This is a genomic window from Endozoicomonas sp. OPT23 (assembly GCF_009653635.1).
GTDB lineage: Bacteria > Pseudomonadota > Gammaproteobacteria > Pseudomonadales > Endozoicomonadaceae > Endozoicomonas_A.
This window is the reverse complement of sequence record NZ_PPFD01000010.1, coordinates 1-22488: the sequence shown is the minus strand read 5'-3', so window position 1 is coordinate 22488 and position 22488 is coordinate 1. Positions and strand designations below refer to the sequence as shown.

Annotated in this window: 19 protein-coding genes; 12 read left to right on the top strand and 7 right to left on the bottom strand. The window is 46.7% G+C overall.

Annotated elements, in window-relative coordinates; all coding sequences use genetic code 11:
- Positions 1-46: 46 nt before the first annotated feature.
- Both EOPP23_RS20955 and EOPP23_RS20950 read right to left on the bottom strand, forming a co-directional pair.
- Positions 47-1906, bottom strand: coding sequence for an SPOR domain-containing protein (locus tag EOPP23_RS20955; protein WP_153767952.1), 1860 nt, complete (start codon positions 1904-1906; stop codon positions 47-49).
- A 126-nt stretch (positions 1907-2032) separates the two neighbouring features.
- Positions 2033-3109 (bottom strand): dienelactone hydrolase family protein, encoded by a 1077-nt coding sequence (locus EOPP23_RS20950; RefSeq protein WP_228550827.1) that lies wholly within the window; start codon positions 3107-3109, stop codon positions 2033-2035.
- Between the two features lie 135 nt (positions 3110-3244).
- Between EOPP23_RS20950 and EOPP23_RS20945 the strand changes: the two genes are divergently transcribed.
- From EOPP23_RS20945 to hisF, 5 genes are all read left to right on the top strand, one after another.
- Positions 3245-3988, top strand: a complete 744-nt coding sequence (locus EOPP23_RS20945) for a hypothetical protein (RefSeq protein ID WP_153767950.1) — start codon at positions 3245-3247, stop codon at positions 3986-3988.
- 184 nt (positions 3989-4172) lie between these two features.
- Entirely contained in the window at positions 4173-4766 is a 594-nt protein-coding gene (gene hisB, locus EOPP23_RS20940; RefSeq protein WP_153767949.1) for an imidazoleglycerol-phosphate dehydratase HisB, read from the top strand.
- A gap of 28 nt (positions 4767-4794) precedes the next feature.
- Positions 4795-5439 (top strand): imidazole glycerol phosphate synthase subunit HisH, encoded by a 645-nt coding sequence (hisH, locus tag EOPP23_RS20935; RefSeq protein ID WP_153767948.1) that lies wholly within the window; start codon positions 4795-4797, stop codon positions 5437-5439.
- 16 nt (positions 5440-5455) lie between these two features.
- On the top strand, positions 5456-5839 hold the full coding sequence (locus tag EOPP23_RS20930; protein ID WP_153767947.1) for a DUF4870 domain-containing protein: 384 nt from the start codon (positions 5456-5458) through the stop codon (positions 5837-5839).
- Between the two features lie 66 nt (positions 5840-5905).
- The gene (gene hisF, locus EOPP23_RS20925) at positions 5906-6679 is read left to right on the top strand and encodes an imidazole glycerol phosphate synthase subunit HisF (protein ID WP_153767946.1); all 774 of its coding nucleotides are present in this window, start codon (positions 5906-5908) and stop codon (positions 6677-6679) included.
- A gap of 57 nt (positions 6680-6736) precedes the next feature.
- Here hisF and EOPP23_RS20920 read toward each other — a convergent pair whose 3' ends face one another.
- Positions 6737-8017 (bottom strand): hypothetical protein, encoded by a 1281-nt coding sequence (locus EOPP23_RS20920; protein WP_153767945.1) that lies wholly within the window; start codon positions 8015-8017, stop codon positions 6737-6739.
- Positions 8018-8203: 186 nt separating this feature from the next.
- Between EOPP23_RS20920 and serB the strand changes: the two genes are divergently transcribed.
- The 4 genes from serB to EOPP23_RS20900 are packed head-to-tail and all read left to right on the top strand — an operon-like array spanning position 8204 to position 12977.
- On the top strand, positions 8204-9409 hold the full coding sequence (gene serB, locus EOPP23_RS20915; RefSeq protein WP_370514848.1) for a phosphoserine phosphatase SerB: 1206 nt from the start codon (positions 8204-8206) through the stop codon (positions 9407-9409).
- Positions 9410-9421: 12 nt separating this feature from the next.
- The gene (locus EOPP23_RS20910; RefSeq protein ID WP_228550826.1) at positions 9422-10663 is read left to right on the top strand and encodes an ABC transporter substrate-binding protein; all 1242 of its coding nucleotides are present in this window, start codon (positions 9422-9424) and stop codon (positions 10661-10663) included.
- A complete protein-coding gene (locus tag EOPP23_RS20905; protein WP_153767944.1) occupies positions 10639-12357 on the top strand; it encodes an ABC transporter permease in 1719 nt (572 codons plus the stop codon). The genes EOPP23_RS20910 and EOPP23_RS20905 overlap by 25 nt, the downstream gene beginning before the upstream one ends.
- The gene (locus EOPP23_RS20900; protein ID WP_153767943.1) at positions 12354-12977 is read left to right on the top strand and encodes an ATP-binding cassette domain-containing protein; all 624 of its coding nucleotides are present in this window, start codon (positions 12354-12356) and stop codon (positions 12975-12977) included. Before EOPP23_RS20905 ends, EOPP23_RS20900 begins: the two co-directional genes overlap by 4 nt.
- 156 nt (positions 12978-13133) lie before the next feature.
- Here the strand turns inward: EOPP23_RS20900 and EOPP23_RS20895 are convergent, their stop codons facing one another.
- Both EOPP23_RS20895 and EOPP23_RS20890 read right to left on the bottom strand, forming a co-directional pair.
- The gene (locus tag EOPP23_RS20895) at positions 13134-15143 is read right to left on the bottom strand and encodes a sensor domain-containing phosphodiesterase (protein WP_153767942.1); all 2010 of its coding nucleotides are present in this window, start codon (positions 15141-15143) and stop codon (positions 13134-13136) included.
- A gap of 83 nt (positions 15144-15226) precedes the next feature.
- Positions 15227-16858, bottom strand: a complete 1632-nt coding sequence (locus tag EOPP23_RS20890; RefSeq protein ID WP_153767941.1) for a hypothetical protein — start codon at positions 16856-16858, stop codon at positions 15227-15229.
- A gap of 307 nt (positions 16859-17165) precedes the next feature.
- Between EOPP23_RS20890 and EOPP23_RS20885 the strand changes: the two genes are divergently transcribed.
- Complete coding sequence (locus tag EOPP23_RS20885; protein ID WP_153767940.1) at positions 17166-18809, top strand: hypothetical protein; 1644 nt, start codon at positions 17166-17168, stop codon at positions 18807-18809.
- Between the two features lie 30 nt (positions 18810-18839).
- On the opposite strand, the gene epmB is transcribed toward EOPP23_RS20885, so the two are convergent.
- Positions 18840-19850 (bottom strand): EF-P beta-lysylation protein EpmB, encoded by a 1011-nt coding sequence (gene epmB, locus EOPP23_RS20880; RefSeq protein WP_153767939.1) that lies wholly within the window; start codon positions 19848-19850, stop codon positions 18840-18842.
- A gap of 84 nt (positions 19851-19934) precedes the next feature.
- On the opposite strand from epmB, the gene efp reads away from it, so the two are divergent.
- Positions 19935-20504, top strand: a complete 570-nt coding sequence (efp, locus tag EOPP23_RS20875; RefSeq protein WP_153767938.1) for an elongation factor P — start codon at positions 19935-19937, stop codon at positions 20502-20504.
- Positions 20505-20553: 49 nt separating this feature from the next.
- On the opposite strand, the gene EOPP23_RS20870 is transcribed toward efp, so the two are convergent.
- The gene (locus EOPP23_RS20870) at positions 20554-21192 is read right to left on the bottom strand and encodes a hypothetical protein (RefSeq protein WP_153767937.1); all 639 of its coding nucleotides are present in this window, start codon (positions 21190-21192) and stop codon (positions 20554-20556) included.
- A gap of 83 nt (positions 21193-21275) precedes the next feature.
- On the opposite strand from EOPP23_RS20870, the gene epmA reads away from it, so the two are divergent.
- Positions 21276-22262: an EF-P lysine aminoacylase EpmA gene (epmA, locus tag EOPP23_RS20865; RefSeq protein WP_153767936.1), complete on the top strand. Its 987-nt coding sequence runs from the start codon at positions 21276-21278 to the stop codon at positions 22260-22262.
- The last annotated feature ends 226 nt before the right edge of the window (positions 22263-22488 follow it).

Genomic DNA, 22488 nt, shown 5'->3' with positions numbered 1-22488 from the left:
AGCAATTATTGTTGATGAAAAGAGTTTACCAGTTGGGAGGGAATAATTAACTATCCTGAACCTGCAGCTTCTTCAGTGAATTAACTGGCCGTGTCCATGGGTGCAGTACCCTGACTGCATCCTGCAGCTGAGGTGACTTGATGGCAGCAATGGCATCCCTGCTGCTGGTAAACTGTCCCTGAAGGAGAACATACCAGTCTTTGTTGTTCTTGCGATAGTGGGCAGTGACTGCAGAGTTTAATTCCGGGAAGCGCTGCTTCATCTTTTGAATAGCACTTGGGTTATTGGCAGCAAACCACTGAATGGTATAAGTGCCTGAAGGGCCTCTGATTATATTGTTCAGCGGGCTGGAAGCAGTTACTTTTCTAACGCTCTGCTTTTCAATTCTTCCCCTGACCATAACCCGAACCTGATTGACCGGCCTGACTCTTGGAGAGAGGCTCGTTGCCATTCTCGACAGTTTTGGATTATCCAGAGCGTACACGGCTTCTGATTTACTGAGATAGGTATCGCTGACCAGCATGTACCAGCTGCGTTTTCCTTTCTTATAGTGAATAATCTCGGCATCGGCGAGATAGGAATAACGTCGCTTGGCTCGTTCGAGAGACATTCTTCTTGGGCCAGACAACCATTGAACGGTATAGCTGCCATCAGGCGCATTCAGAATGCTACTGTCGTAGTTTTCTGTTCTGTCATTGTTTCTGAACCGACTCTTTCTGCTGGAATAGCCGGAGTCTGAATTATCATCCCTGCGGTAACGCTTGGCTTGATAACGTGCTCTGGAGCGGTCATCCGATCTGGCTCTATCTCTGACTCTTGAAGATGACCGTTGTTTTGAATCGTATCGGTAATTTTGATCAGAGGTTCTGTTCCGGTAACGATCTGAGCCGTAGGTAGACTGATCCCGGTCCTGATATTGCTGTTCAACAGTTGCAAACGGGTCCGAGTTGTAATCAATGTTCTGTGGTTCTGGTTCTCTCACCTGTGGATAAGCCGGAGCAATACTGGCAAACAGTCGGTCGCTTGACTGATTGACAGGCTCGGCATACTGCCTTTGTTCTATGTATTGTTGACGCAGGTAAGGGTTCTGTTGAGCAACCGCTGGCTGGTCATAGCCGGGTTGCTGGATTTCTCCCGGCATTATCAGGTTCAGCTTCTGGATACTGGCCATAGAACGCGTCCATGGATAAAGCTTGTCGGCAATGAACAGCCTTGGTGGGCTGTTTAATGCACTCATGGCGTGTTCGCGATTCTGGAAAGGGCCATCAAGCAGAACAAACCAGGTTTTGTTGGCGCGCCTATAGGGAACAATGGCTGCATTTCTGAGAACAGGAAAACGATTTTGAAGTTGTTTCAGGGAATCCTGATTATTGGTAGCCAGCCATTGCACAACATAACTGCCATGCCCTGCATTTAATAACTGCAGCATCCTGTTTTCTGAGGGCTGAGGTTGATTCGATGCGGCGTAGTTGTTTCTACCATAACTGGCTTCTCTTGAGCCGTTCTGGCTGTAGCTTTTTTCATTGTAGCGAGGCTGGTTATGAACAGCTGGTGTCGCATAATCAGATTGACTGTAATAAGTAGGTTGAGCGGCTCTTGGCTGAGACCTGTAGGCTGGTTGAGCCGGTCTTTCTGGCTGGTACTCGGGCAGGTCAAAGGCGGGCTTCAAGTTCTCTTGCTGCCTGCTGACTGAAACTGTTTCGAGAGATTGACTGTATTCTTCAGCCTGATCTTTTCGACAGAGCCAGTCGCTATTAGGCCCAGCCTGACAATCCCATGAAGAACTGAGTGTCAGCGGTTTTGGAGGCAATAGGAGAGCCTCCGCAGAAAATACGGTGAGCGTCGTCAGGGAAGCAACAACCCCAATCCTGAGCGGTTTATCCTTAAACAGCTCTGAACCAGACATGAGTCAGATCCTTCTGATCATTTAATGATCTGGAAGATCATTGCTTTAAACTAATCAGGTTTGAAAAATAATTGCAAGTATTGTGCAATAAATAATCAGACAATACTAAATGTAGTGGTGTCTGAATTACTGGTTTTGCTGTTTTTTACTGTGACTGCTAACAAATTCATAGGTAGCCTGTTGCAAATCTCTGGCTGCGGTAGCGTCATAGGCTTCACTGTATTCCTGCATATCAAACGCATGACGGTTGTAATAAGTCTTCAGAGTAAAGGGATGCATTGAGTTTAGATTCCATCCGTAAGCTGGTGCATACGCTTCAATACGATTAGCAATGTGTTTGCATCTAGAAGGATTAACAAATTCATCGTGGTATGCGATGGCCATAAATACTGGAATATGTTCCGGTATTATTTGATGCTGGTTGAAGTAAGTTCCAACACCGCAGTTGGGATAGTTGACACTGACTGAGCGTATACCCGCCAGAGGCGATGGCGATTTCTTTTTCATCGTTGGTGGTACTTCACCGATGGCTTCCATCGTCAGCGCATCGAGAATAACCGTACCACCGTGTGAAAAACCGATCAGATGAATGTTGTCGTGATCAATCATTTGATGATGCCGTGCCTGATCAAGTGCCAGATGCAGGTCAGCTATTCGTTCCGCAGGCAGGAGGTAATAGCCGTTGGTAACAGCTTCCAGCATTTTCAGATGGGCCTTGTGATGAGTCTCCTCAGGTAAACTGGCCAGAGTCTGGTTGTTGCTCTGTGCGATGAGAGCCTGATCATAATCGACGCAGAATTTCTTATCGCCAAAACAATAATCAATGACCCTTGTTTCAGTGAAACTGTCCAGAATCATCACGGCATAGTTTTTCTTAAGCCAGTACTCCCTTCTTGCTTGCATGCTATTGGTGAACGTTCCTGAACTGCCCGAAAGTAGAATAATCAGAGGAAAAGGTGCCAGATTTTTTTCCTCAGGTAACTGGACGTGAGACTGGCTGAACGCCAGCAATTCCTTCCGGTCTTTTGCTTCAAGGCATGCAGCTCGCTCGAACTCGGTCAGGGTCTGGCTGGCAGTGGTGCATATTTGCTCCATAAACGTGCAGTTCTGGCAGGATCCGCCATACATATACAAAGCTAATGAGTACTGATTTTCCGCTGAGAGGAGAAGTTTTATCAGGGGCACTAGCCAGGAAGCAGCCATCTTCAGGTTACCTAAGGTGAGCTGAAAGGGAATAACTATGGCACAGCATTTAACGACTATTATGTGAACTGGTTTTTCCTGTTATCTGACACCGATTCTGCGTTTCATGTCGGTACTGATCTAGAGGTGGGTACAATGCTGGTTTCGGAGCGGCTGAAGAAGAATATTGGCAAGGCGGTTGTTATTACCTGCTCTGTTTTTGGGGCAGCAACCGCTAATCTGGGCTGGGCTGAGCAGTCGTGCTTCCCCACAATAGATTCAAAGGAGCCACAGTACATCGTTGCCGTTGGTTCCCTGATGCAAACGGCAGCCAGAAATAAAAAACTCAATAAGTCGGAAATAGAGTTTCCCGTCTGGGTTCGAGGGTATGAGCGGGGTTGGTTTGGCAGGAATTTTAACAGGCCTCCCCAACGAACAATGCTGGCGGTGAGAGCTGAGCCTGGAAAAAAATTTAATGGCTTGCTGCTGCATTCTACAAGCGGTGTTATTTCTTCGATTGATAGAGGTGATCTCATCACCTGTCGGGAAAAAATTGACCCGCGAAAGCTTCAAAGCATGACTTCGGAGAAACTGCCCGATCGAGGCCAGTTCTGGATATATACGGTAAAAAAACCAAATAATCGTAAAGCGGCCAGTAAATTTCCGATTCAACAGTCAGAAGTCGATATTTTTCTAACCGGGTGTATCGAGCAGGCTAAACAGTTCAACTTGCCTGAGTTTGCTAACCAGTGCGTAAAGAGTACTTATGCCTGGTCTGAGCACTGGAATAATGATCGTGAGCGACCAGTTGCCAAATTGGTGACTGCAAAACGACCACAAGTTGACAAGCTTCTGGAGCAGCTGGAAGGAGGACTCTTCGATCGAATCAGGGAAGACTGATTGAGAATGCTCGCCTGACTCCTGAAGCATACGTATAATGCGCAGAAAGTATCTGAGACATGCGAATTTAAGTTATTTGCCCGCTAAATGCGGGCAAATGGCGATTAAATGCTCAATTAAGTATGTCTACAGACTTATTGCTGCCTGCTTTACAGGCTGATCATAAGAAGAAGCGGAGAAAACCATGGCCGAGCGCAAAGCCAGTGTTGAGAGGAATACGCTGGAAACCCGTATCCGTGTGGATGTGAATCTGGATGGAACTGGCAAGAGCCAATTCGATACGGGCGTGCCATTTCTGGATCATATGATGGACCAGATTGCCCGCCATGGTTTGATTGATATCACCGTCAAGGCTGACGGTGATAATGAAATTGACGATCATCACACCGTTGAAGACATTGGTATCACTCTTGGCCAGGCATTTTCCAAAGCACTGGGCGACAAGAAAGGTATCACTCGCTATGGCCACTCTTATGTGCCACTGGATGAAGCACTTTCAAGAGTGGTTATCGACTTCTCCGGTCGCCCGGGATTGGAATTCAACGTCGATTTCACTCGTGCCATGATCGGCCATTTTGATGTTGACCTGTTTTATGAATTCTTCCAGGGCTTCGTCAACCATGCCAATGTCTCCCTGCATGTTGATAACCTTCGTGGACGTAATGCTCACCACCAGATTGAAACTGTTTTCAAAGCCTTTGGCCGTGCTTTGAGAATGGCTCTGGAGCTGGACCCACGTATGGCTGGACAGATGCCTTCTACCAAAGGTTCACTCTGATCAATTCTGCAGTACGGAGTAAAGCATTATGAATACCGTTGCAGTGATTGATTACGGTATGGGCAACCTTCACTCTGCCAGTAAGGCGTTGGAGCACGTTGCCAGTCCGAATACTCGGGTTGTTGTTACTTCTGATCCGTCAGTCATTCAGAAAGCCGACCATGTGGTATTACCAGGCGTTGGCGCTATTCGTGATTGCATGGCTGAAATTCGGCACAAAGGTGTTGATGAAGTAGTGCGGGAAGTTATTCAAAGCGGCCGACCATTGTTGGGCATCTGTGTCGGCATGCAGGTTATGCTGGATCACAGTGAAGAAAACGGCGGCGTTGATTGCCTTGGTTTGTTACCGGGTAAAGTGAAGTTTTTTGGTCGCAACCTGAAAGATGAAAAGGGTGAGAAATTGAAAGTGCCGCACATGGGCTGGAGCCCAGTGAAGCAGCATCGACAACACCCACTCTGGCAGGGAATAGAAGACAATTCCCGCTTTTACTTTGTTCACAGCTATCACGCCCATATGGAAGATGACTCAATGGCTGTCGGCCAGTGTCATTACCATGTGGATTTCGATGTAGCTCTGGCCAAAGACAATATCTTTGCTGTGCAGTTTCATCCGGAAAAAAGTGCCGATAATGGTTTGAAACTGTTGCAGAACTTTTTGGAATGGAATCCCTGAGAGCTGGAGATAAATCATGGAAAAAGATCCCCTGTATGAACTGATGAGAACACCTGAACCAGATGAAAAGAATCTGGCCATGCTGGCCCATCTGCTCTCATTTACGGGGTTTCTGATTCCGGGAATGAATATTGTTGCCCCCCTGCTGATCTGGCTTAACAAACGTGATTCATCACCGTTTGTAGCCATGCATGCCAGAGAGTCGCTGAATTTTCAGATTTCTGTCGCCATTTTTGTCGCGATCTGGGTCATGTTGAAAGTGATGCTGGTGGGGTTTCTGCTGCTTCCTTTGGTTCCCTTCGCCATTATTGCCCTGCTTATTATTGTTATTCGGGCAGGCCTGAAAGCCAGCAGTGGCGAAGAATACCGTTACCCACTCTGTTTCCGTTTCGTGAATTGAAGCAGTTGTAAGTTCCGGACGTTTAAGCGTTTGGTACTGCAGAGTGTGTGCTAAAGAGAGATTGTCATGGGTTTAGCGAAAAGAATAATTCCCTGCCTGGATGTTGAGAATGGTCGGGTAGTAAAAGGCGTCCAGTTTGTAGACATTCGTGATGCCGGAGACCCTGTAGAGGTCGCTCGTCGATATAATGAAGAAGGTGCTGACGAAATCACCTTTCTGGATATTACTGCCAGCCATGAAGAACGTGATACGACTGTGCATACCGTTGAACGTATGGCCAGTGAAGTCTTTATCCCTCTGACCGTTGGCGGCGGAATTCGCAAGGTTGAGGATATTCGTACCATGCTGAATGCCGGTGCTGACAAAGTCAGTATCAATACGGCAGCGGTCTTTAATCCTGAGTTTGTTCAGGAAGCAGCGGATCGTTTTGGTTCTCAGTGTATTGTTGTTGCCATCGATGCCAAGAAAGTCAGTCTGGTGGGTGAGCCGGATCGTTGGGAGATCTTTACTCATGGTGGTCGTAAGCCAACCGGGCTGGATGCGGTTGAATGGGCTGTGAAGATGGAAAAGCTGGGTGCCGGTGAAATTCTGCTGACCAGTATGGATCAGGATGGTGTTAAGAATGGCTACGATGTTGGTGTGACCAGAGCTATTTCTGAAGCCATTGATATTCCGGTTATTGCATCAGGTGGCGCAGGAAATCTTGATCATCTGGTAGATGGTGTGAAAGAAGGAAAGGCTGATGCAGTACTGGCTGCCAGTATTTTCCACTTCCGTGAATACTCTATTCCGGAAGCTAAAAAGTATATGGCTGACCGTGGCATTGAAATGAGGCTGTAAACGCTTAAAGGGACAGAGAAACGTTTCTCTGCCCCTATTACTATCTAAATTCTTTCCTTAAGCTCTCTCCATATCCCGACTGATATCGTAAGCCTGCTGTTGAATGGCTTTAGTTTGTTCATTATCCAGATGAACCACTTCAACAATGTCTTCATCTTCCTGGAATGCTTTGACTTCCGGCATTTTCGGCAACCAGTTCAGCTGCTCCCTGAGCATGTAGACCTTATTAATATCAGGCAGACTGGCTAACATCATGGCGTTACCTGCAGCACTGTCAGACTGGAATGGATGCTCTTCGCCAGGGAAATCAAGAATCCCGTCACTGAGACAGAAGCCAAGCCCCATCTCAAGGCTGGCAATATTTTTCTCATCTACAACACGGTTCAAATACTCAACCAACAGCGCACAGCTCAAAGCATTTACGGCAAAACTGTCACTGTCCAGGCTGCTAAAACGTATAAAACAGGTGCCGTCTGGTGTGTAGCTGATCTCACCCTCATACTCATCCGCCGCTCGTTCAATGGCATCGATATGAGTCTCAACAATAGTGACTAGGTCATTAGGAGAAAGTAGCTGACGCAGACGGTTCAGGTTTTTGGTTCGAATACTGACAATGGCAGCCGTTTCTTCCTTTTCCTCTTCTTCAGCCTGTTCGGGCACTGAGCTTTGTCGCATCTTTTCAGTCAGCTGTTGTTCGACCAGGGCGGACAGTCTGACCAACTCATTACGGCTGTGTTTCTGATTGGCAGGCGCTTGAAGAATAGTGTGTAACTGACGTTCGATCAGCGACACCTGTGAAACCATTCCTGACACATAGACATGAATCAGCAGCAATCCTGACAGCAGCATAATTCCGCTGATGCCAATGATTAGAGTAAGCGCATCGTTGGGGTTCTGTCGTAATAGTTTCTCGTCCAGTTGCAGGCGAACATAGCCGGCTATGACATCCTGATAGTGAACAGGAGAAGAGAAGGACTCGCCACGTTTACCAATCTTGTCGCTTTCTGCAGAGGCTATCTCACGGTTATCAATACTGAAAATAGCGGCACGGGCAACATAAGGATTTTGTACCAGTTGTCCAAGAAGAACGCTCAGTCCCAGTCGGTCTCCCGTCACCATCATATTGGTTGCAGCTTTGGCAGTCTGCGAGCTGAGCAGGTTACCAATAGTGTCAGCCTGATGATCGTTGGCAGACTTCATCTGGCTGTAAACAAGAAAACAGGTTGAAATGGCCAATGCTGAAAAGAAAAAGCCGAACAGCAACATCAGCTGAATCCGCAAAGAGAAAGCATTGGATTGTTTAAACAGCCGATAGCTGAATGTTTTCGGCGAAGGCAAGGCCGAATCTCCTGAGATAAAATTTGAATGACGATTGTTTCAATAGTACCTGATCGTAACTCATAACGACGAATAACAGGTCTCCCTTTATGGCTATCTAACCATTTGAAACAGCTCTATCGTTCAGATCACCTGCCGCATTCGCTACAATAGCCGCAGCCAAAACCATAACAATTCAGGTGTACTGTGAGCCATACTCTTCTGATCAACATTACCGGGCCGGAATCCAGGGGCCTTATTGCTGCTGTTACACAAGCAGTAGCAGGCCACGAATTGAGCATGGAAAAGCTTGATCAGTCGGTTTATCACGACACTCTGCTCTTTTCTGCACAGCTGTCAGTACCTGCTCAGGAAACAGCTGCTTCTGTTGTGGAAAAGCTCTGCGCCCTTTGTGATGAACATCAGCTGACCTGCAGTTCTGAAATTTCTGTAGCAGGCTCAGAACTGACAAAATATGCAGTGACGCTGTTATCGCAGGAAGTCACCGAAGAACAGGTTGTAAGAGTCAATCAGGTTCTTGCAGAGCACGGTGCCATCATTACCGGCGCTAAGGATCTGACAAATGATGGCGCTCTGAATCCGGAAAACGCTAAGAAACGTATCTCATCATGTCTGGAGTTTCAGGCGAAAGCGATCTCTCTGGATACTGATCAGTTGAAGAAAGCTCTGCTGGAAGCATCGACTGAATTAACCATGGATGTGGTTGTTCAGCAAGAGTCTGTTTACCGCCGTCATCGTCGTCTGGCTGTATTCGATATGGACTCTACCCTGATCAAGGCCGAGGTCATTGATTTGTTGGCTGATGAAGCCGGAATTGGTCATAAAGTGGCTGAAATCACTGAACGAGCCATGCGTGGAGAACTGGACTTCAATGAGAGCTTTCGTGAACGTCTGGCCATGCTGAAAGGTCTGGATGAGTCAGTACTGGCTGGAATCGCTGATAACCTGATCATCATGGATGGCGCAGAACGGCTGATCAGTAGCCTGAATAAGCTGGGCTATACGACAGCTATTTTATCCGGCGGGTTTACCTACTTTGCAGAGTATCTTCAGAACAGGCTGGGTATTGATCATATCTACGCCAATGAACTGGAAATTGTTGATGGTAAGGTGACCGGTGTCGCAAAAGGTACGATTGTTAACGCTGAAAGAAAGGCTGAGTTGCTGAACCAGCTGACAAAAGACGAGGGCATCGAACTTGATCAGACGATAGCTATCGGTGATGGTGCCAATGATCTATTAATGCTGGCTGAAGCAGGTTTAGGGGTGGCATTTCACGCTAAACCACTGGTTCGACAGAAAGCCAATTATTCCGTATCAACACTGGGACTGGACAGCGCTTTGTATTTGCTGGGACTCAGTGAAAAAGAAATCAGGGCCTTGCACGGGTAAGGTCAGGAAATAATGATGAAAAAACAATTTGGACAGACTTTACTGGCTGCAAGCCTATCTGCAGGTTTTGCTATCAGTGCCTCTGCTGCAGCACCTGTATCTGCAGCATCTACATCAGCAATAATGCCCTGGTCAGAGATACAGACTCAGGCTAAAGGCCAGACGGTGTATTTTAATGCCTGGGGCGGCAGCCAGCAGATAAACGACTATATTGGCTGGGCTGCTTCAGAAATTAAGTCCCGTTACGGCGTTAACCTGAAACAGGTAAAGGTTGATGACACGGCAAATGTCGTAAGTCGTATTCTTGCTGAAAAGAAAGCCGGGCGTGACCAGAATGGCTCTGTCGATATGGTCTGGATTAATGGTGAGAACTTTAAATCCATGAAGCAAAACAATCTGCTTTACGGACCATTCACCAATAACCTGCCTAGCTATAAATTCATTGATGCTGCAGAAAAACCCACCACAGAGCTGGATTTTGGTGAACCGGTAAATGGTCTGGAAGCGCCATGGGGTATGGCTCAACTGGTCTTTATTTATGATCAGGATGAGGTGAAGGCGGTTCCTCAAAGTGCTGGCGATCTGCTGACCTTTGCCCAGAGAAATCCTGGTCGGGTTACTTACCCGCTGCCACCTGACTTTATCGGTACTACTTTTCTGAAGCAGCTATTGCTGGAGTTGAGTGAAGATACCACTACGTTAACGTCTTCTGTGGATAAAGCGGACTTTGGAAAGGTAACCGCTCCGCTCTGGGCTTATCTCGATAAGCTACACCCTAGCTTGTGGCGTGAAGGTAAAGCCTTTCCAAAGAGCAGCCTGGCTTTGACACCTATGCTGGATGACCGTGAAATCATGCTGTCTATGACGTTTAATCCATCCTATGCAAGCTCTGCGATTGCTGGTGGCGAACTGCCGGAAACCGTCAGAACCTATGTTCATGAAGAGGGTACGGTTGGTAATACTCACTTCCTCGCTATCCCATACAACGCAAAAGCCAAGGCGGGGGCTCAGGTGGTCATTAACTTCTTGATGTCTCCCGAAGCACAGGCTCGCAAGGCTAACCCTGAAGTCTGGGGTGACCCAACAGTATTGTCTATGGGTAAACTGGATAGTCAGGATAGAAACAGTTTCGACAAACTGCCTCTTGGTGTGGCGACATTGAGTGCTGCGAAACTGGGTAAAGTACTTCCTGAACCGCATAGTTCCTGGGTAGCAGCTCTGGAGCAAGAGTGGCAGAAGCGCTATCGTCAGTGAACGAGTTGATGAGTGATTCAGTTTCTTTGATGAAACAACATGCTGCGACACTTGTCGCAGTTTTGTTTTTAGCACCAGTGGTCGTTGGTGTCAGCGGTGCTTTTTTACCTGCTTTCGGCTATATCCCTGAACTTGGTCATCATGAGTTCAGCCTGAATGCCTGGCGACATTTAATTGAAACGCCGGGTCTTGCCAAAATGCTGGCTCTGACTCTTACGTCAGGTGTAGGTGCAACACTCCTCTCTCTTATTCTTGCCTTCTCGTTTGTCAGTGCGGCCTGGAATAAACGTTGGTGGAGGCAGGCTGAACGCTGGCTATCGCCGATTCTCGCTGCACCTCATGTTGCTTATGCGGTTGGTTTTTCATTTCTGATCATGCCTGGAGGTATGCTGGCCAGAATGCTGGCCTCTCTGACAGGGTGGACTTCCCCTCCAGGCTGGGAAACGGTTCAGGATCCGGCTGGTATCAGCCTTATGTTGATTCTTGCCCTGAAAGAAGCGCCTTTTCTGGTGTTGATGCTGATGGCTGCAGTGAACCAGATACCTGTGAATGACAGTTTACGAACGGGTCTTGCTCTTGGTTATCAGCCCTGGATGGTTTGGGTAAAAATCATCTGGCCACAGTTGTATAAAAGGATTCGTTTTTCACTGCTGACCGTGCTCGTTTTTTCTCTGTCTGTTGTAGATATCGCTATTGTTATGGGGCCTTCAACGCCTCCGACCTTTGCTGTTCAGGTGTTGAACTGGTTTCGAAATCCTGACCTTGATTTTCAGTCACTGGCCTCCGCAGGCAGCCTGTTGTTAATGTTGATCGTGCTGACAGCGATTTCAGTTCTGTATCTTGTGGAGAAAGGAGCTGGCCATATTTCTGGCTGGCTGACTAATGGCCATAGAGGTCGTTTAGGTGAAGTCTGGAATCGTATTGCTGTTCTCAGCTGGAAAGTAACCGTTATCAGCTTCGCTGGTAGTGTACTGATGCTGTTGGTCTGGTCGTTTGCCTGGCGCTGGCGATTTCCTTCACTATCGCCTGAAAAATGGTCATTTCGGAGTTGGGAAAGAGCCTGGCCGCAGCTGTCTGAGCCTCTATGGAATTCACTGATAATTGGGCTTGTGTCAGCAGCTTTAGGCGTAGTTATAGCCATTCTGTTATTGGAGGCAGGTAAGCGAACCAATAAATTACTGAGCAGGTTGATGTATTTACCTCTATTGCTGCCACAACTGACATTCCTGTTTGGTATTCAGGTATGGATGATCAGGTTGGATGTGGAGGGGTACTGGTTCTCAGTCGTATTCATGCATCTTTTGTTTGTACTGCCTTACTGTTATCTGAGCTTGTCCGGACCTTGGCGTTACTATGATGATCGGCACTCTAAACAGGCGTGGCTATTGTCTGGTTCGAGAGTAAAAGCGTTTGTTCAGGTTAAGAGCCGTGTTTTGCTGAAACCCGTGTTGGCCAGTTTTGCCTTAGGCTTTGCCGTCAGTATTGCTCAATACCTGCCAACAGTTTTTGCCGGAGCAGGCCGGGTAACAACTGTTACAACAGAAACGGTGGCACTGGCTGCCAGTGGTAATCGTCGACTGATTGGTGTCTATGCTCTGGTTCAGATGCTTTTGCCTTTGCTGATTTATGCACTGTTTACTTTTATGGGGCGCTGGCAGTTGAGAGAGTGGAAATTAAGCAGGAGGTTTATATGACGCTGGAAGTAAGTGAACTGTGCCTCTCGCTAGCAGGAAAACCGCTGGTCCAGAAGCTCAGTTTTGTTGCCAAACCGGGGCAGGTTCTGGGCATCATGGGGCCAAGTGGTTGTGGCAAATCTTCGATACTGGATTTTCTTTGTGGAACACTAAGCTCGTCGTTTAGCTCTAGTGGTCAGATACTGCTCGATGGTAAGGATATTTCATCACTGCAGGCATATCAGCGGCGAGTTGGTTTACAGCTTCAGGATCATCTGCTTTTTCCGCACTTAACCGTGACTGAAAATCTGAAGTTCGGGCTGCCTGTTTCCTACAAAGGAAAAAGCAGAGAAGAGAAGGTTCAGAAGGCTTTGCTGGATTGCCAGCTACCGGATATTGGTCATAAAAACCCTGCCACCTTATCGGGAGGGCAAAGAGCCAGAATCAGTCTGATGCGAACATTGCTTTCAGAGCCTAGAGCTTTGCTGCTGGATGAGCCTTTTTCAAAGCTGGACCCTGAGTTGAGGGGGCAGTTTAGACGTTTTGTATTTGAACAGGTAAAAGGGCTGGATATTCCGGTAGTGATGGTGACCCATGATCAGGGTGATCTGCCAGACAATGTTCAGATGGTTGTGCTTTAGAAGGTAGTCAGAAACAGGTTTGTTCAAAGGCCTGTTTCTGATGAGATATACACAGTTAAGGCTTTAGTTTGTAGATGCACGCAATTGAATATTAAATCATTCTCTGCCGGCCTCCGGCGGACAAAGAATGTATGAATTCATATGCTTGTGTGCTTATTAACTGCTGAAATCGTATGTCATCGATTCCATAGGCGGTTGTAGATAGTAACCCTGAACATAATCCACGCCCATCTGCCAAATGCTGGTGAGTGTCTGGGCGCTTTCAACCTTTGGCATAATGATGACTTTGTTGAGTTTCTTGAGATTGTTGGAAACCTTTTTCAACTGAGAGTCATCATTGCGTTCCAGCTTTTCAGTAAACAAAGAGTCCAGTTTTACGAACGGGATATCCAAGTGCTCCAGAACCTTCAGTGAGCGGGGCTCACCGGAGAACTGAACCATGGCAAACTTGCAACCAAGCGGTTTAAGTTGTTCTACAAACTTTATGACCTGTTTCAGGTGTTGCTGAACCATGCGCTCCGTCATCTGTAGAGTCAGCATGTGCCCTGGCAATTCAGCAGCACTTAAGAGTCTGGCCAGCTGTTCGGCAAACGCCTTGTCTTCAAGGCTCGCCTGACTTATGTGAACCATCATTCGACTGTTGTCGCCTTTGCGAAACTTTTTCGCCAGTTGTTTGATAGCGTTACGAACTACCCAGCGATCGATAAACGGCATCATGTCGCTTTCTTCTGCTGAAGCAATAAACTCGGCTGCTGGAATTTCCTTGCCGTTTTGATCCAGCATGCGAAGCAGTACTTCGTAGTAATTTAACCCTTCACCGGTAACACTGATAACGGGCTGGAATGTCAGCCTGAAACTGTCATTCTCAAGAGCCTGACGAATCAAGGCCAGCATGTCACCGTTACTGGCCTTCTTAACATCAATAGCCTTTTGAGAGAAAGTTTCGATGCGGTTGCCACCATGCTCGATAGCAAGCTGACAGGCAAATTGAGCCCTTTCCAGAAAGTTCTTTTCACTGTCGTCCTGACTTTTCTCTGCCAGGCCGATACTTGCTGTCGTATAAATGGTTTGAGAACCAGCGCTGATCAGAGCTTTATCAATAGTCCCCAGTAAAGGCGTTAAAGCGGCCAGTTCATTCTGATTGACAGCGATCAGGTAAACCTCATCACCGTAATGTGCCACCTGACTTTCAGTAAGCTGAGAAGCGAGTAGTTCAAGAAGAGTATCCTGAACAGCGATGCTTCCCTCTATACCTGTGTTCTTCCGTATTTCGTCGTAGTTTTCCAGTTGCAGGTAAGCCAGAATCTCTGGTGCCTGGTCTCCCGACTCCAGCTGAGCAAGAAACTCATTACGGGAAAGAGTGGGTAGGCTCTCTGACGGAGATGACAGATTGGTTGGTTGTGCCGCAGCCTTTACCAGGACCTGAACACAAGGCTCATCCTCAAAAACTGCTTCGGACAGAATGACTGTCGCTTCGAAGCTGTCACCACTGGTATCTATCAGCTGGCAGTTAACAGCAGGCTGTTCCTGTCCTGGCTTGAAGTGTTTGATCAAACTCTTAAATAGCGGTTGATCACCAGAAGTCACCATGTCAATCAATGGCATACCTGCGAGGTCATCAGGGTCGTTGTAACCGAACAATTCCAGATAAGGTTGGTTGGCATCGATATGCATGCCTTCATGGACGTAGGCAATGGCGTGACTGGCATTATCCATGAGTAGCTGACAGCGTTGCTCGGTGTCTAGAAGGTTTTTCTTCAGACCAAGAATCTGCTCCCGACACCCCAGGCTCGTGATCTCACGAAGAATGGCATGCAGCATATGTTCTTCATGATTAGTGTGAATAATGTCTGCAGCACCAAGATCCAGCCAATGTTTGACGACTTCAGAATTTTTTTCTTCGACTGACAGGATGACAGGAACGTCGAGTTTGAGTCGCTTGATGCAGGCTATGGCCTGATCCGCTCTAACCATAGGTGTTTCTTCTACGCTCAGAAGAAGGTCCCAAAGGCCTGTAACCAGAGCTTCTTCCAGTTCCTCAACAGAGTTGATCTGTTGTACACGGGCAGGTTTTCCGGCTGCTCGGAACAGCTTTACCCATCGCTCAGCGTCATTTCTGGACTTTTCCAGAGTCAGTAATCGAACGGGCCTTGTCGTATTGTTCATGAATTGGCACTTCAGGTATTCGGATTATGGGACAATAATACCAAGGTTTGTTCTTATACTCTTTGCCTGATGTATCAAACTGACTACAAACTCAAAACAGGCTCTTCCAGTAACCTGAAGTTAATCATCGACACTTTTGAGTTATGCCGGAAGACTTCTTTTGTTACCCCTCGCTGAGTCTCGTTTTTGTTCCTGATAAAAAACTTCATGCCATTCTGTAAAACTTCATTGCAGAAAAGCACTGGCGAAGGCTTATCCGCTGGAGAGGCCAGAATAGCCGGACTGAAACTCAGCTCAGAGGATACTTTCGTCACCGGACTGATTTGACAGGGGCTTACTTCAGCGGAAGTAAGCTCTACACCCATAATAAGCTTGTTTTGTGCTGATTTTTTCCACCTGATAAAACCAAGCAACCAGCGCTGTTGCCGTTCTTCCTGAATGATAATAAGAGTTCCAGGTTTGGACATGTCTGAATCATTTACATCCATTATAAGGCAGTAGCCGTTTGCAGAACTGTTTACCGTTTTGGCTTGTAGAGGGTGGAGCTCTTTACGAGAGTAAAGACCAGAAAACTTGAATTCTATGCTATCAGGGTTAGCATTCCCGATACTGCTGGCAGGGGCTGCATCGTAAGCGGATGACCATATATCTTCTGAATCTGCCTGAGAATTATCCAGAGACGCAGCCACAGATGTAGCCTCAGTACGTTTACTGGCTTTCGATAAAGCCTGATAAATAGCCTCAAAACCCAGATGTATCTGACAGTTAATGCTATTGGGGTAACGTTTGAATGTACGTTGTGAAGTGACCCCCCATTTTTTTAGTAGAAGGCTAATGAGCTTAGGTGGTAGTACAGAGCTTTGTTGTTGTGCTGAACTTGTCTTTAGTTTTCTGAGATGTGCTATCAGTACACGTACATCCAAAGACAGTTGGAGACCAGTTTTTGAATGTCTCGAAGGGTGATTAAACTGAAGGCCCGAGTCTGAATTCAGGTCAACAATAAAATAACTGTTACTTTTATCGGAAGACGTCAGTCGTGTGTGTGGAACCCACAGACAAAGAGCCTTATTGATCAGCTTGATTTCCTGAAAAGAAAAGCTCTCTGTCTTACTCAGCAGCAAAGCCCTTTTGTATACATCAACGATGGACAGCTGACGAGTCTTGATTACCGTGCTATCAGACAATGTGTAGCGAGTGACATCATTTTTGACAGCCAGTTGAAACAGCTGATGCATTTCACGCCATAATCCCTTGGTATGAGCTGTAACAGGGGTCAGGTAGAGTATTTGAGCAAGCTCTGTCATACAGCGATGAAGTGATGCAGGCAGTGCGTCTGTTGTTACCTGAATAGATGTGTTCGAAACCTCACTGAGGACAGCTTTATAGCAGTCAGCCAGAGCTCTTAGCAGTCGAATGGGCTGATTGATACAATCCGAATTTTCTTGCTGACACTTACATTCGAGCAAGATGCTATTGATTAGCAGATAAACTTCAGAGCGAAGCAGCTCTATCAGCTCCCACCGGTTCACTGAAGATGTCTTGAGTTGTGAAATTTCAACCAGAGCACTATGAAGCTGGTTAAAACAGTGTTGATTTCGCTTGGTTTGCTGATTCAACCAGTCCCTGACACTTTCTGGGGTGCTTTGACAGAATGACAAGCTATCCAGTGTCGGTTCAGGCGGCTGCAGTTGAATCCTTTCAATCTGCGAGTTCATGTTATCTTCCTGAATACATAACCCTTAAAGGTGTTTGACTTGTTTTACCTTTTAAGTCGCTAGTCAGTTTATGACGGCCGTCGTAAATAATCCAGACCACGTCTTTTGCTGATTTATTTAATTTATTACTGTTTTATGCCGTTTATAGCTTAAGTAAGGAGCTAAGAGTACTCCATAAAATTAGTGGTTTTGTGAAGTGGGTCACATGAAAAACCATAGTAGCGACTCACTTACTACGTATTTTCGAAATGTCAGACAGTTGTTCTAATGGTGTTTAGATAACTGAAATGACAGGGGGCAGAGAATAATGCAGCAATCTGAATATAAAGAAGTGGAACCCCTGAATTTTAGTACTGCAACAGAATCAGAACTTCGAGGTTGGTTGACCAGACTTCTTAAAATCGATTTTCTTGCTGCTCTCAATTATCTCTGTGACGCTCTTGATGAGCTTGTCTGGATAGATCTTAATGCTGAAAAACGCTGGTCTCTGGTAGAAAAATTCCGAGCGGTATCTTATACCTTATTGACTCGCAGGCTTAATGTCATAGACATACTGACTGAAGAACAGTATCTGGTATTTGAGCAGACTCAGCGGGCATTAATGAGCCTGCAAATGGTCAACAAGGCTATTGTTAAATCGGCAAAAGAACAGCCAGAGCAGGACAAGGCATTGCCTGCAAAAGCCTTGCATCGTGCTATGGCCGATAGCACTACCTTGCTAATGCTTTGTTATACCCGTCACCAGCCTGTTCCGGAAAGCCTGTGGCATGAAGTTCACCTGCAATACAAACAGGCTAAAGCCCTGAAGATTGAGGGTTTTAAACTGGAAGACAAAACGGTTTCCAGAGACAAGATCCTGTCGATAGAAGAGATTTATAAGCGGTCTTTGTTGCTCAGTCGTTCACGACATAATCAACTCAGTTATCAGGATATACGGTTGATTAATAGAGCGCTTGCTCACTGGGTACAGCATATTCAGTTAGTCGCTATGGAAAATCATAGCTCTTGCTTTATCACTGACCTGGATTCGGATGTTGGCCTGTCTTTCACAAACTCGTTTAATACTGAAGACGACAGGCACCTTCTTGTACTGGATGCTTCCTTTTTATACGACAAGATTAAAAAGTTAGCAGCCATTCCAAGTGATAAGCGCAGTATCTCTTTACCCGATAGAATTTTGAAGCATCTCGTTGAAGCCTGGAACCTGTCCACAGGACGTAAGCACCGGAGAGTTCCTGCTGCAGGGGGGATTGAAATCTGTGTTGGCTTTGAAGCTGTTTTTTACCATTTGAATGGCGAACAGAGTCTTGAAAACTATCTGGCAGAGGTTGCTGATCCTGCCGATGAGATGGATCAATTTTCACCGGATAAACACGATGTCTGGTCAATGGCTCATGGTGTGGGTAATAGCAGTAGTGCTCTTATGGCAGATATGCCGATAGAGTTTGCTGTGCCAAGAAAGAAAAAAGTTATCAAGCAGCATCACCCGATCTATGTATGCAATATCGTCAATACCTGTGCTGGTGGCTACTGCCTCAGTGCACCCGTATTGACCCAGAACCAGCTGCGTTCGGGGGAGCTGGTTGCAGTGCGAGAAAAAGGCCGAAAGGACTGGATGCTGGCAACCGTTCGATGGACTCAGGTAAAAGGGGTAAGAAACCTTGAAATGGGATTGGAGTTGTTAGCTTCCGGTTCCAAGCCTTGCGTTATTGTACCCAGAAAGAAGGGTGGAAATGAGCGGGAGTATCAACACGCGTTTTTGGTGCCGAAAGTTCCTGCTGTAAACAGTGAGCCGACATTGATCACACCCAGAGAAACTTTCCGCGGAGGCTTAAGGTTTGTACTTCTCTACGATGACAAGGTCAGAAAGGGGCAACTTCTCGAATGTGTGTCCAGTTCACCAGGATTCAGCCAGTTTCAGTACCATGCTCAATCCGGACTGTTGTCCTGAAAGCAAGGGACGCTTCGCGCCCCATTAAAATCAAACTGATATTGACGTTTTTCCAGGTTCTCCGGCAATTTCCCTTACTAACTTGGGTACGAGGTACCCAGGGCATTGTGCCATCAGCTCTCTCACAATGTTCTGTGCCTTTTGCTCACTAATATCAAAATGAGCGGCGCCCTTTACCTTGTCCAGAAGGTGAAGGTAATAAGGTAAAACGTCAGCCTGAAACAGTTTGTGGCTGAGGTTGGCCAGAGCATCTGCGCTGTCATTAATTCCTTTCAGTAACACAGTCTGGTTCAACAGCGTGACACCGGACCGCTTTAACTTTCTTAAAGCAGAAGCGACGTTGTTATCTATTTCGCTGGCATGATTTGTATGCACAACTATAACCGGCTTCAGTCGTGTGCCAGTTAACCAGTTCAGCATTTCAGCAGTGACTCTGTCAGGAATCACAATAGGAAGCCGTGTATGAATCCGAATGGTTTTCAGATGTTCTATTTCAGCTAGAGCTTCAACAAGCTTTTTCAGACGTTTATCTGACGCTGCCAGAGGGTCTCCGCCGCTGAGAATCACTTCATGGATATCTTCTTGCTTCTTTATATAGTCGATGGCTTGTTGAAAGCTTTCGCCAGCGAGCTGGTTGTCACCATAAGGGAAGTGTCTTCTGAAACAGAAACGGCAGTTAATGGCGCAGGCACCACTGACAATCAGCAGCAGGCGCCCTTTGTATTTATGAATCACGCCATTAGAAGGGTTACTGTCCTGTTCGGAAAGTGGATCCATGGTGAAACCGGATACATCCAGCGTTTCATCATCAACCGGCAAGACCTGTTTTAATAAAGGGTCGTTTGGGTTACCGGATTCCATACGGGATATATAGGCATAAGGAACGCGAGTTTTAAATTCAGCGTCGCCTTTAAGAGCGCCAGCCAGAAGTCCCCCCGGCAGATCAAGAATAGCCAGTAACTCGGAAGGGTGGCTGACAGCTGTTGACAGCTGCTCCTGCCAGGTTTTTGAATTTATATCTGAAGCTATTTGGTTCGTCATTGGTCAGTCAATTGAATTGTCAGTCTGCACACCGGAAGCGGATCAGGTTATCATAGAGGTTTACATTTTTGCTGGTAATGTCTGATGGCTAGTTATAGCACCAACGAGTTCCGTTCAGGTCTGAAATTAATGCTGGAGGGAGATCCCTGCGCCATTATCGAAAATGAATTTGTTAAGCCAGGTAAAGGTCAGGCCTTTAACCGCGTCAAATTCCGTAACCTGATGAATGGCCGTGTCTGGGAACGTACTTTCAAGTCCGGTGAAAGCCTTGAAGCAGCTGATGTCATGGATTATGACATGGAGTACCTCTATACCGACGGTGAATTCTGGCATTTCATGATGACAGATGGCTCTTTTGAGCAGCATGCCGCTTCAAAAGAGGCCGTTGGAGATACTATCAACTGGTTGAAAGAGCAGGGAGAGTACACAGTGACTCTTTATAATGGCAACCCATTGTCTGTCTCTGCACCTAACTTTGTAGAACTGCAGGTTGTTGAAACCGATCCTGGTTTGAAAGGTGATACTGCTCAGGGCGGCTCCAAGCCAGCCAAACTAAGCACGGGTGCTTCAGTTAAAGTGCCACTGTTTATTGTTGAAGGTGAAATGCTGAAGATTGATACCCGTACTGCTGAGTATGTGGGTCGAGTGAAGTAAGCTTTGCTTTGATGATCGAAAAGGGCTGCCAGCGTGCAGCCCTTTTTTATTACTGCCCCATCGGAAATACTGGCGTTAAGGTGATCTGTATTGGAACAGAAGTTGATCGATCTGTTGTCAGAGCCGTGTAACCAACAATAGAACCATCTATATAGGCCATCTCAGCTTGCCCTTTAAAGAAAGCGGGAACGCTCTTTCCTGCTTCGCCGCCCCACTTAAATGAAATGTTACTTCCATCGCAGGCAGGTTTTGGTCTTGGAGGTGGCGAAAATTCGAACCCATCCTGAGGTGGGTGGTTCCAGTTATGGTGAGGAGGTGGGTGGCCACCATGAAGCCGACCCTTTCTATGCCCTGGTCCTGGACGCGCATAAAACTCTCTGTCATCACTGACATTCGACAGATCTCTTAAGGCTGACAGGTGGAAGGCAGGCCTGCCATGCAGCATATAGACAGAGAATATGTGGGACTCATCACCAAATTGAAATGGCTGAGACCGATAAATATTGTCTGGAATAGTGCAAGTGTTTTTGTGGTGCGGTGGAGGCCCGTGATGGCGGCCTTGGCAGCCATGATGACCTTTATGATGCCCCTTATGGTGCCCTTTGTGACCTCTCTCATGACAGGCTTCGGCAGAGTCGGATATCAAAAATAGGCAGGCAATAAAACTGGCAAATACGGCTCTCATCATGATGACTTCCTTGTGGAGTGACTTCTAACCATCCAGTATAGAAATTACTTTTCTGATAATTGCCTGTCTGGAGCTGTAGCGAGATGCAAGTTGACGACTGGATGCCTTCGGCTGATCTGATGAACCTGAAAAGGCGTGCTGATCTGTATCGATCAATCCGCCAATATTTTGACGAGCAGTGCGTTCTTGAGATTGAAACCCCTCTATTATCTGCTGCGGCGACTGTTGATCTACATATAGAAAGCTTCAAGGCCGAATTTCTGCCAGATGGTGGACTGCCAGCTGATTATTACCTTCAGACCTCACCTGAATTCCCCATGAAAAGGCTGCTGTCTTCAGGAAGTGGTGATATCTACTCTCTTGGAAAAGTATTTCGGAACGGAGAAGCGGGAGGGCGGCATAACCCTGAATTCACCATGCTTGAGTATTACCGACTTGGTATGGATCAACAGCAGTTAATGAGCGACCTCAGTAACCTGCTAGCAAGAGTAACTGACTTCTCTGAGCAGAGCAGATTCAGTTATAGAGAAGTGTTTATTCATTATCTTGGTGTTAACCCTCATCAAGCTACAATCCAGCAACTTAACGAGCTGGTTCAGCAGCATGTTGATAGGCACCTTTGCGATCTGGAAAAGAATGACTGTCTCGATCTGTTGTTTTCAACAGTGGTTGAGCCAAATCTGGGTATAAAAGGAAACAGCCAGCTTAATGGTGTGTTTGTTTACGACTATCCGGCCAGCATGTCGGCACTGGCGAAACTGCATACTAATAAAGAATGTGAAAAGGTAGCTGCCAGATTCGAACTCTTTATAAATGGTGTTGAGCTGGCAAATGGATACCACGAGCTAACGGATGGCGATGAGCAGCAAGTCAGATTTGAGCAGGAAAGAGATAAAAGGAAAGAGTTGAACAGAAAGGACTACCCCCATGATCAGCGAATGGTGAATGCCCTGAAGCAGGGGATGCCGGACTGCGCTGGTGTGGCCATGGGAATAGATCGATTATTAATGTTGATATTGGGAACACGAAACATATCTGATGTACTCGCGTTTGATTTCAGCAGAGCCTGATCGCCTTATTAAAGAAAGATCCAAATAAGTGCTAACCGAGGGTTGGCACACCCCACTTAACTGCGTATAGTTCGCCACCTCAACGGCACATCGCTCTTAACGAGCAGCCAGTTAGGCAGTTATCAAATGCTTCTTTCCTCTCCTAATAAAGAGAACGAAAACAGCGATTGACAACAACGGCTGACACGGTAGAATGCGCCGCCGCTGACCAAGAAAAGTTCTTCGC

Coding starts and splice junctions, on each gene's coding strand:
- EOPP23_RS20955 (WP_153767952.1), bottom strand. CDS start 1,906: ATGTCTGGTTCAGAGCTGTTTAAGGATAAACCGCTCAGGATTGGGGTT.
- EOPP23_RS20950 (WP_228550827.1), bottom strand. CDS start 3,109: ATGGCTGCTTCCTGGCTAGTGCCCCTGATAAAACTTCTCCTCTCAGCG.
- EOPP23_RS20945 (WP_153767950.1), top strand. CDS start 3,245: ATGCTGGTTTCGGAGCGGCTGAAGAAGAATATTGGCAAGGCGGTTGTT.
- hisB (WP_153767949.1), top strand. CDS start 4,173: ATGGCCGAGCGCAAAGCCAGTGTTGAGAGGAATACGCTGGAAACCCGT.
- hisH (WP_153767948.1), top strand. CDS start 4,795: ATGAATACCGTTGCAGTGATTGATTACGGTATGGGCAACCTTCACTCT.
- EOPP23_RS20930 (WP_153767947.1), top strand. CDS start 5,456: ATGGAAAAAGATCCCCTGTATGAACTGATGAGAACACCTGAACCAGAT.
- hisF (WP_153767946.1), top strand. CDS start 5,906: ATGGGTTTAGCGAAAAGAATAATTCCCTGCCTGGATGTTGAGAATGGT.
- EOPP23_RS20910 (WP_228550826.1), top strand. CDS start 9,422: ATGATGAAAAAACAATTTGGACAGACTTTACTGGCTGCAAGCCTATCT.
- EOPP23_RS20900 (WP_153767943.1), top strand. CDS start 12,354: ATGACGCTGGAAGTAAGTGAACTGTGCCTCTCGCTAGCAGGAAAACCG.
- EOPP23_RS20895 (WP_153767942.1), bottom strand. CDS start 15,143: ATGAACAATACGACAAGGCCCGTTCGATTACTGACTCTGGAAAAGTCC.
- EOPP23_RS20890 (WP_153767941.1), bottom strand. CDS start 16,858: ATGAACTCGCAGATTGAAAGGATTCAACTGCAGCCGCCTGAACCGACA.
- EOPP23_RS20885 (WP_153767940.1), top strand. CDS start 17,166: ATGCAGCAATCTGAATATAAAGAAGTGGAACCCCTGAATTTTAGTACT.
- epmB (WP_153767939.1), bottom strand. CDS start 19,850: ATGACGAACCAAATAGCTTCAGATATAAATTCAAAAACCTGGCAGGAG.
- efp (WP_153767938.1), top strand. CDS start 19,935: ATGGCTAGTTATAGCACCAACGAGTTCCGTTCAGGTCTGAAATTAATG.
- EOPP23_RS20870 (WP_153767937.1), bottom strand. CDS start 21,192: ATGATGAGAGCCGTATTTGCCAGTTTTATTGCCTGCCTATTTTTGATA.
- epmA (WP_153767936.1), top strand. CDS start 21,276: ATGCAAGTTGACGACTGGATGCCTTCGGCTGATCTGATGAACCTGAAA.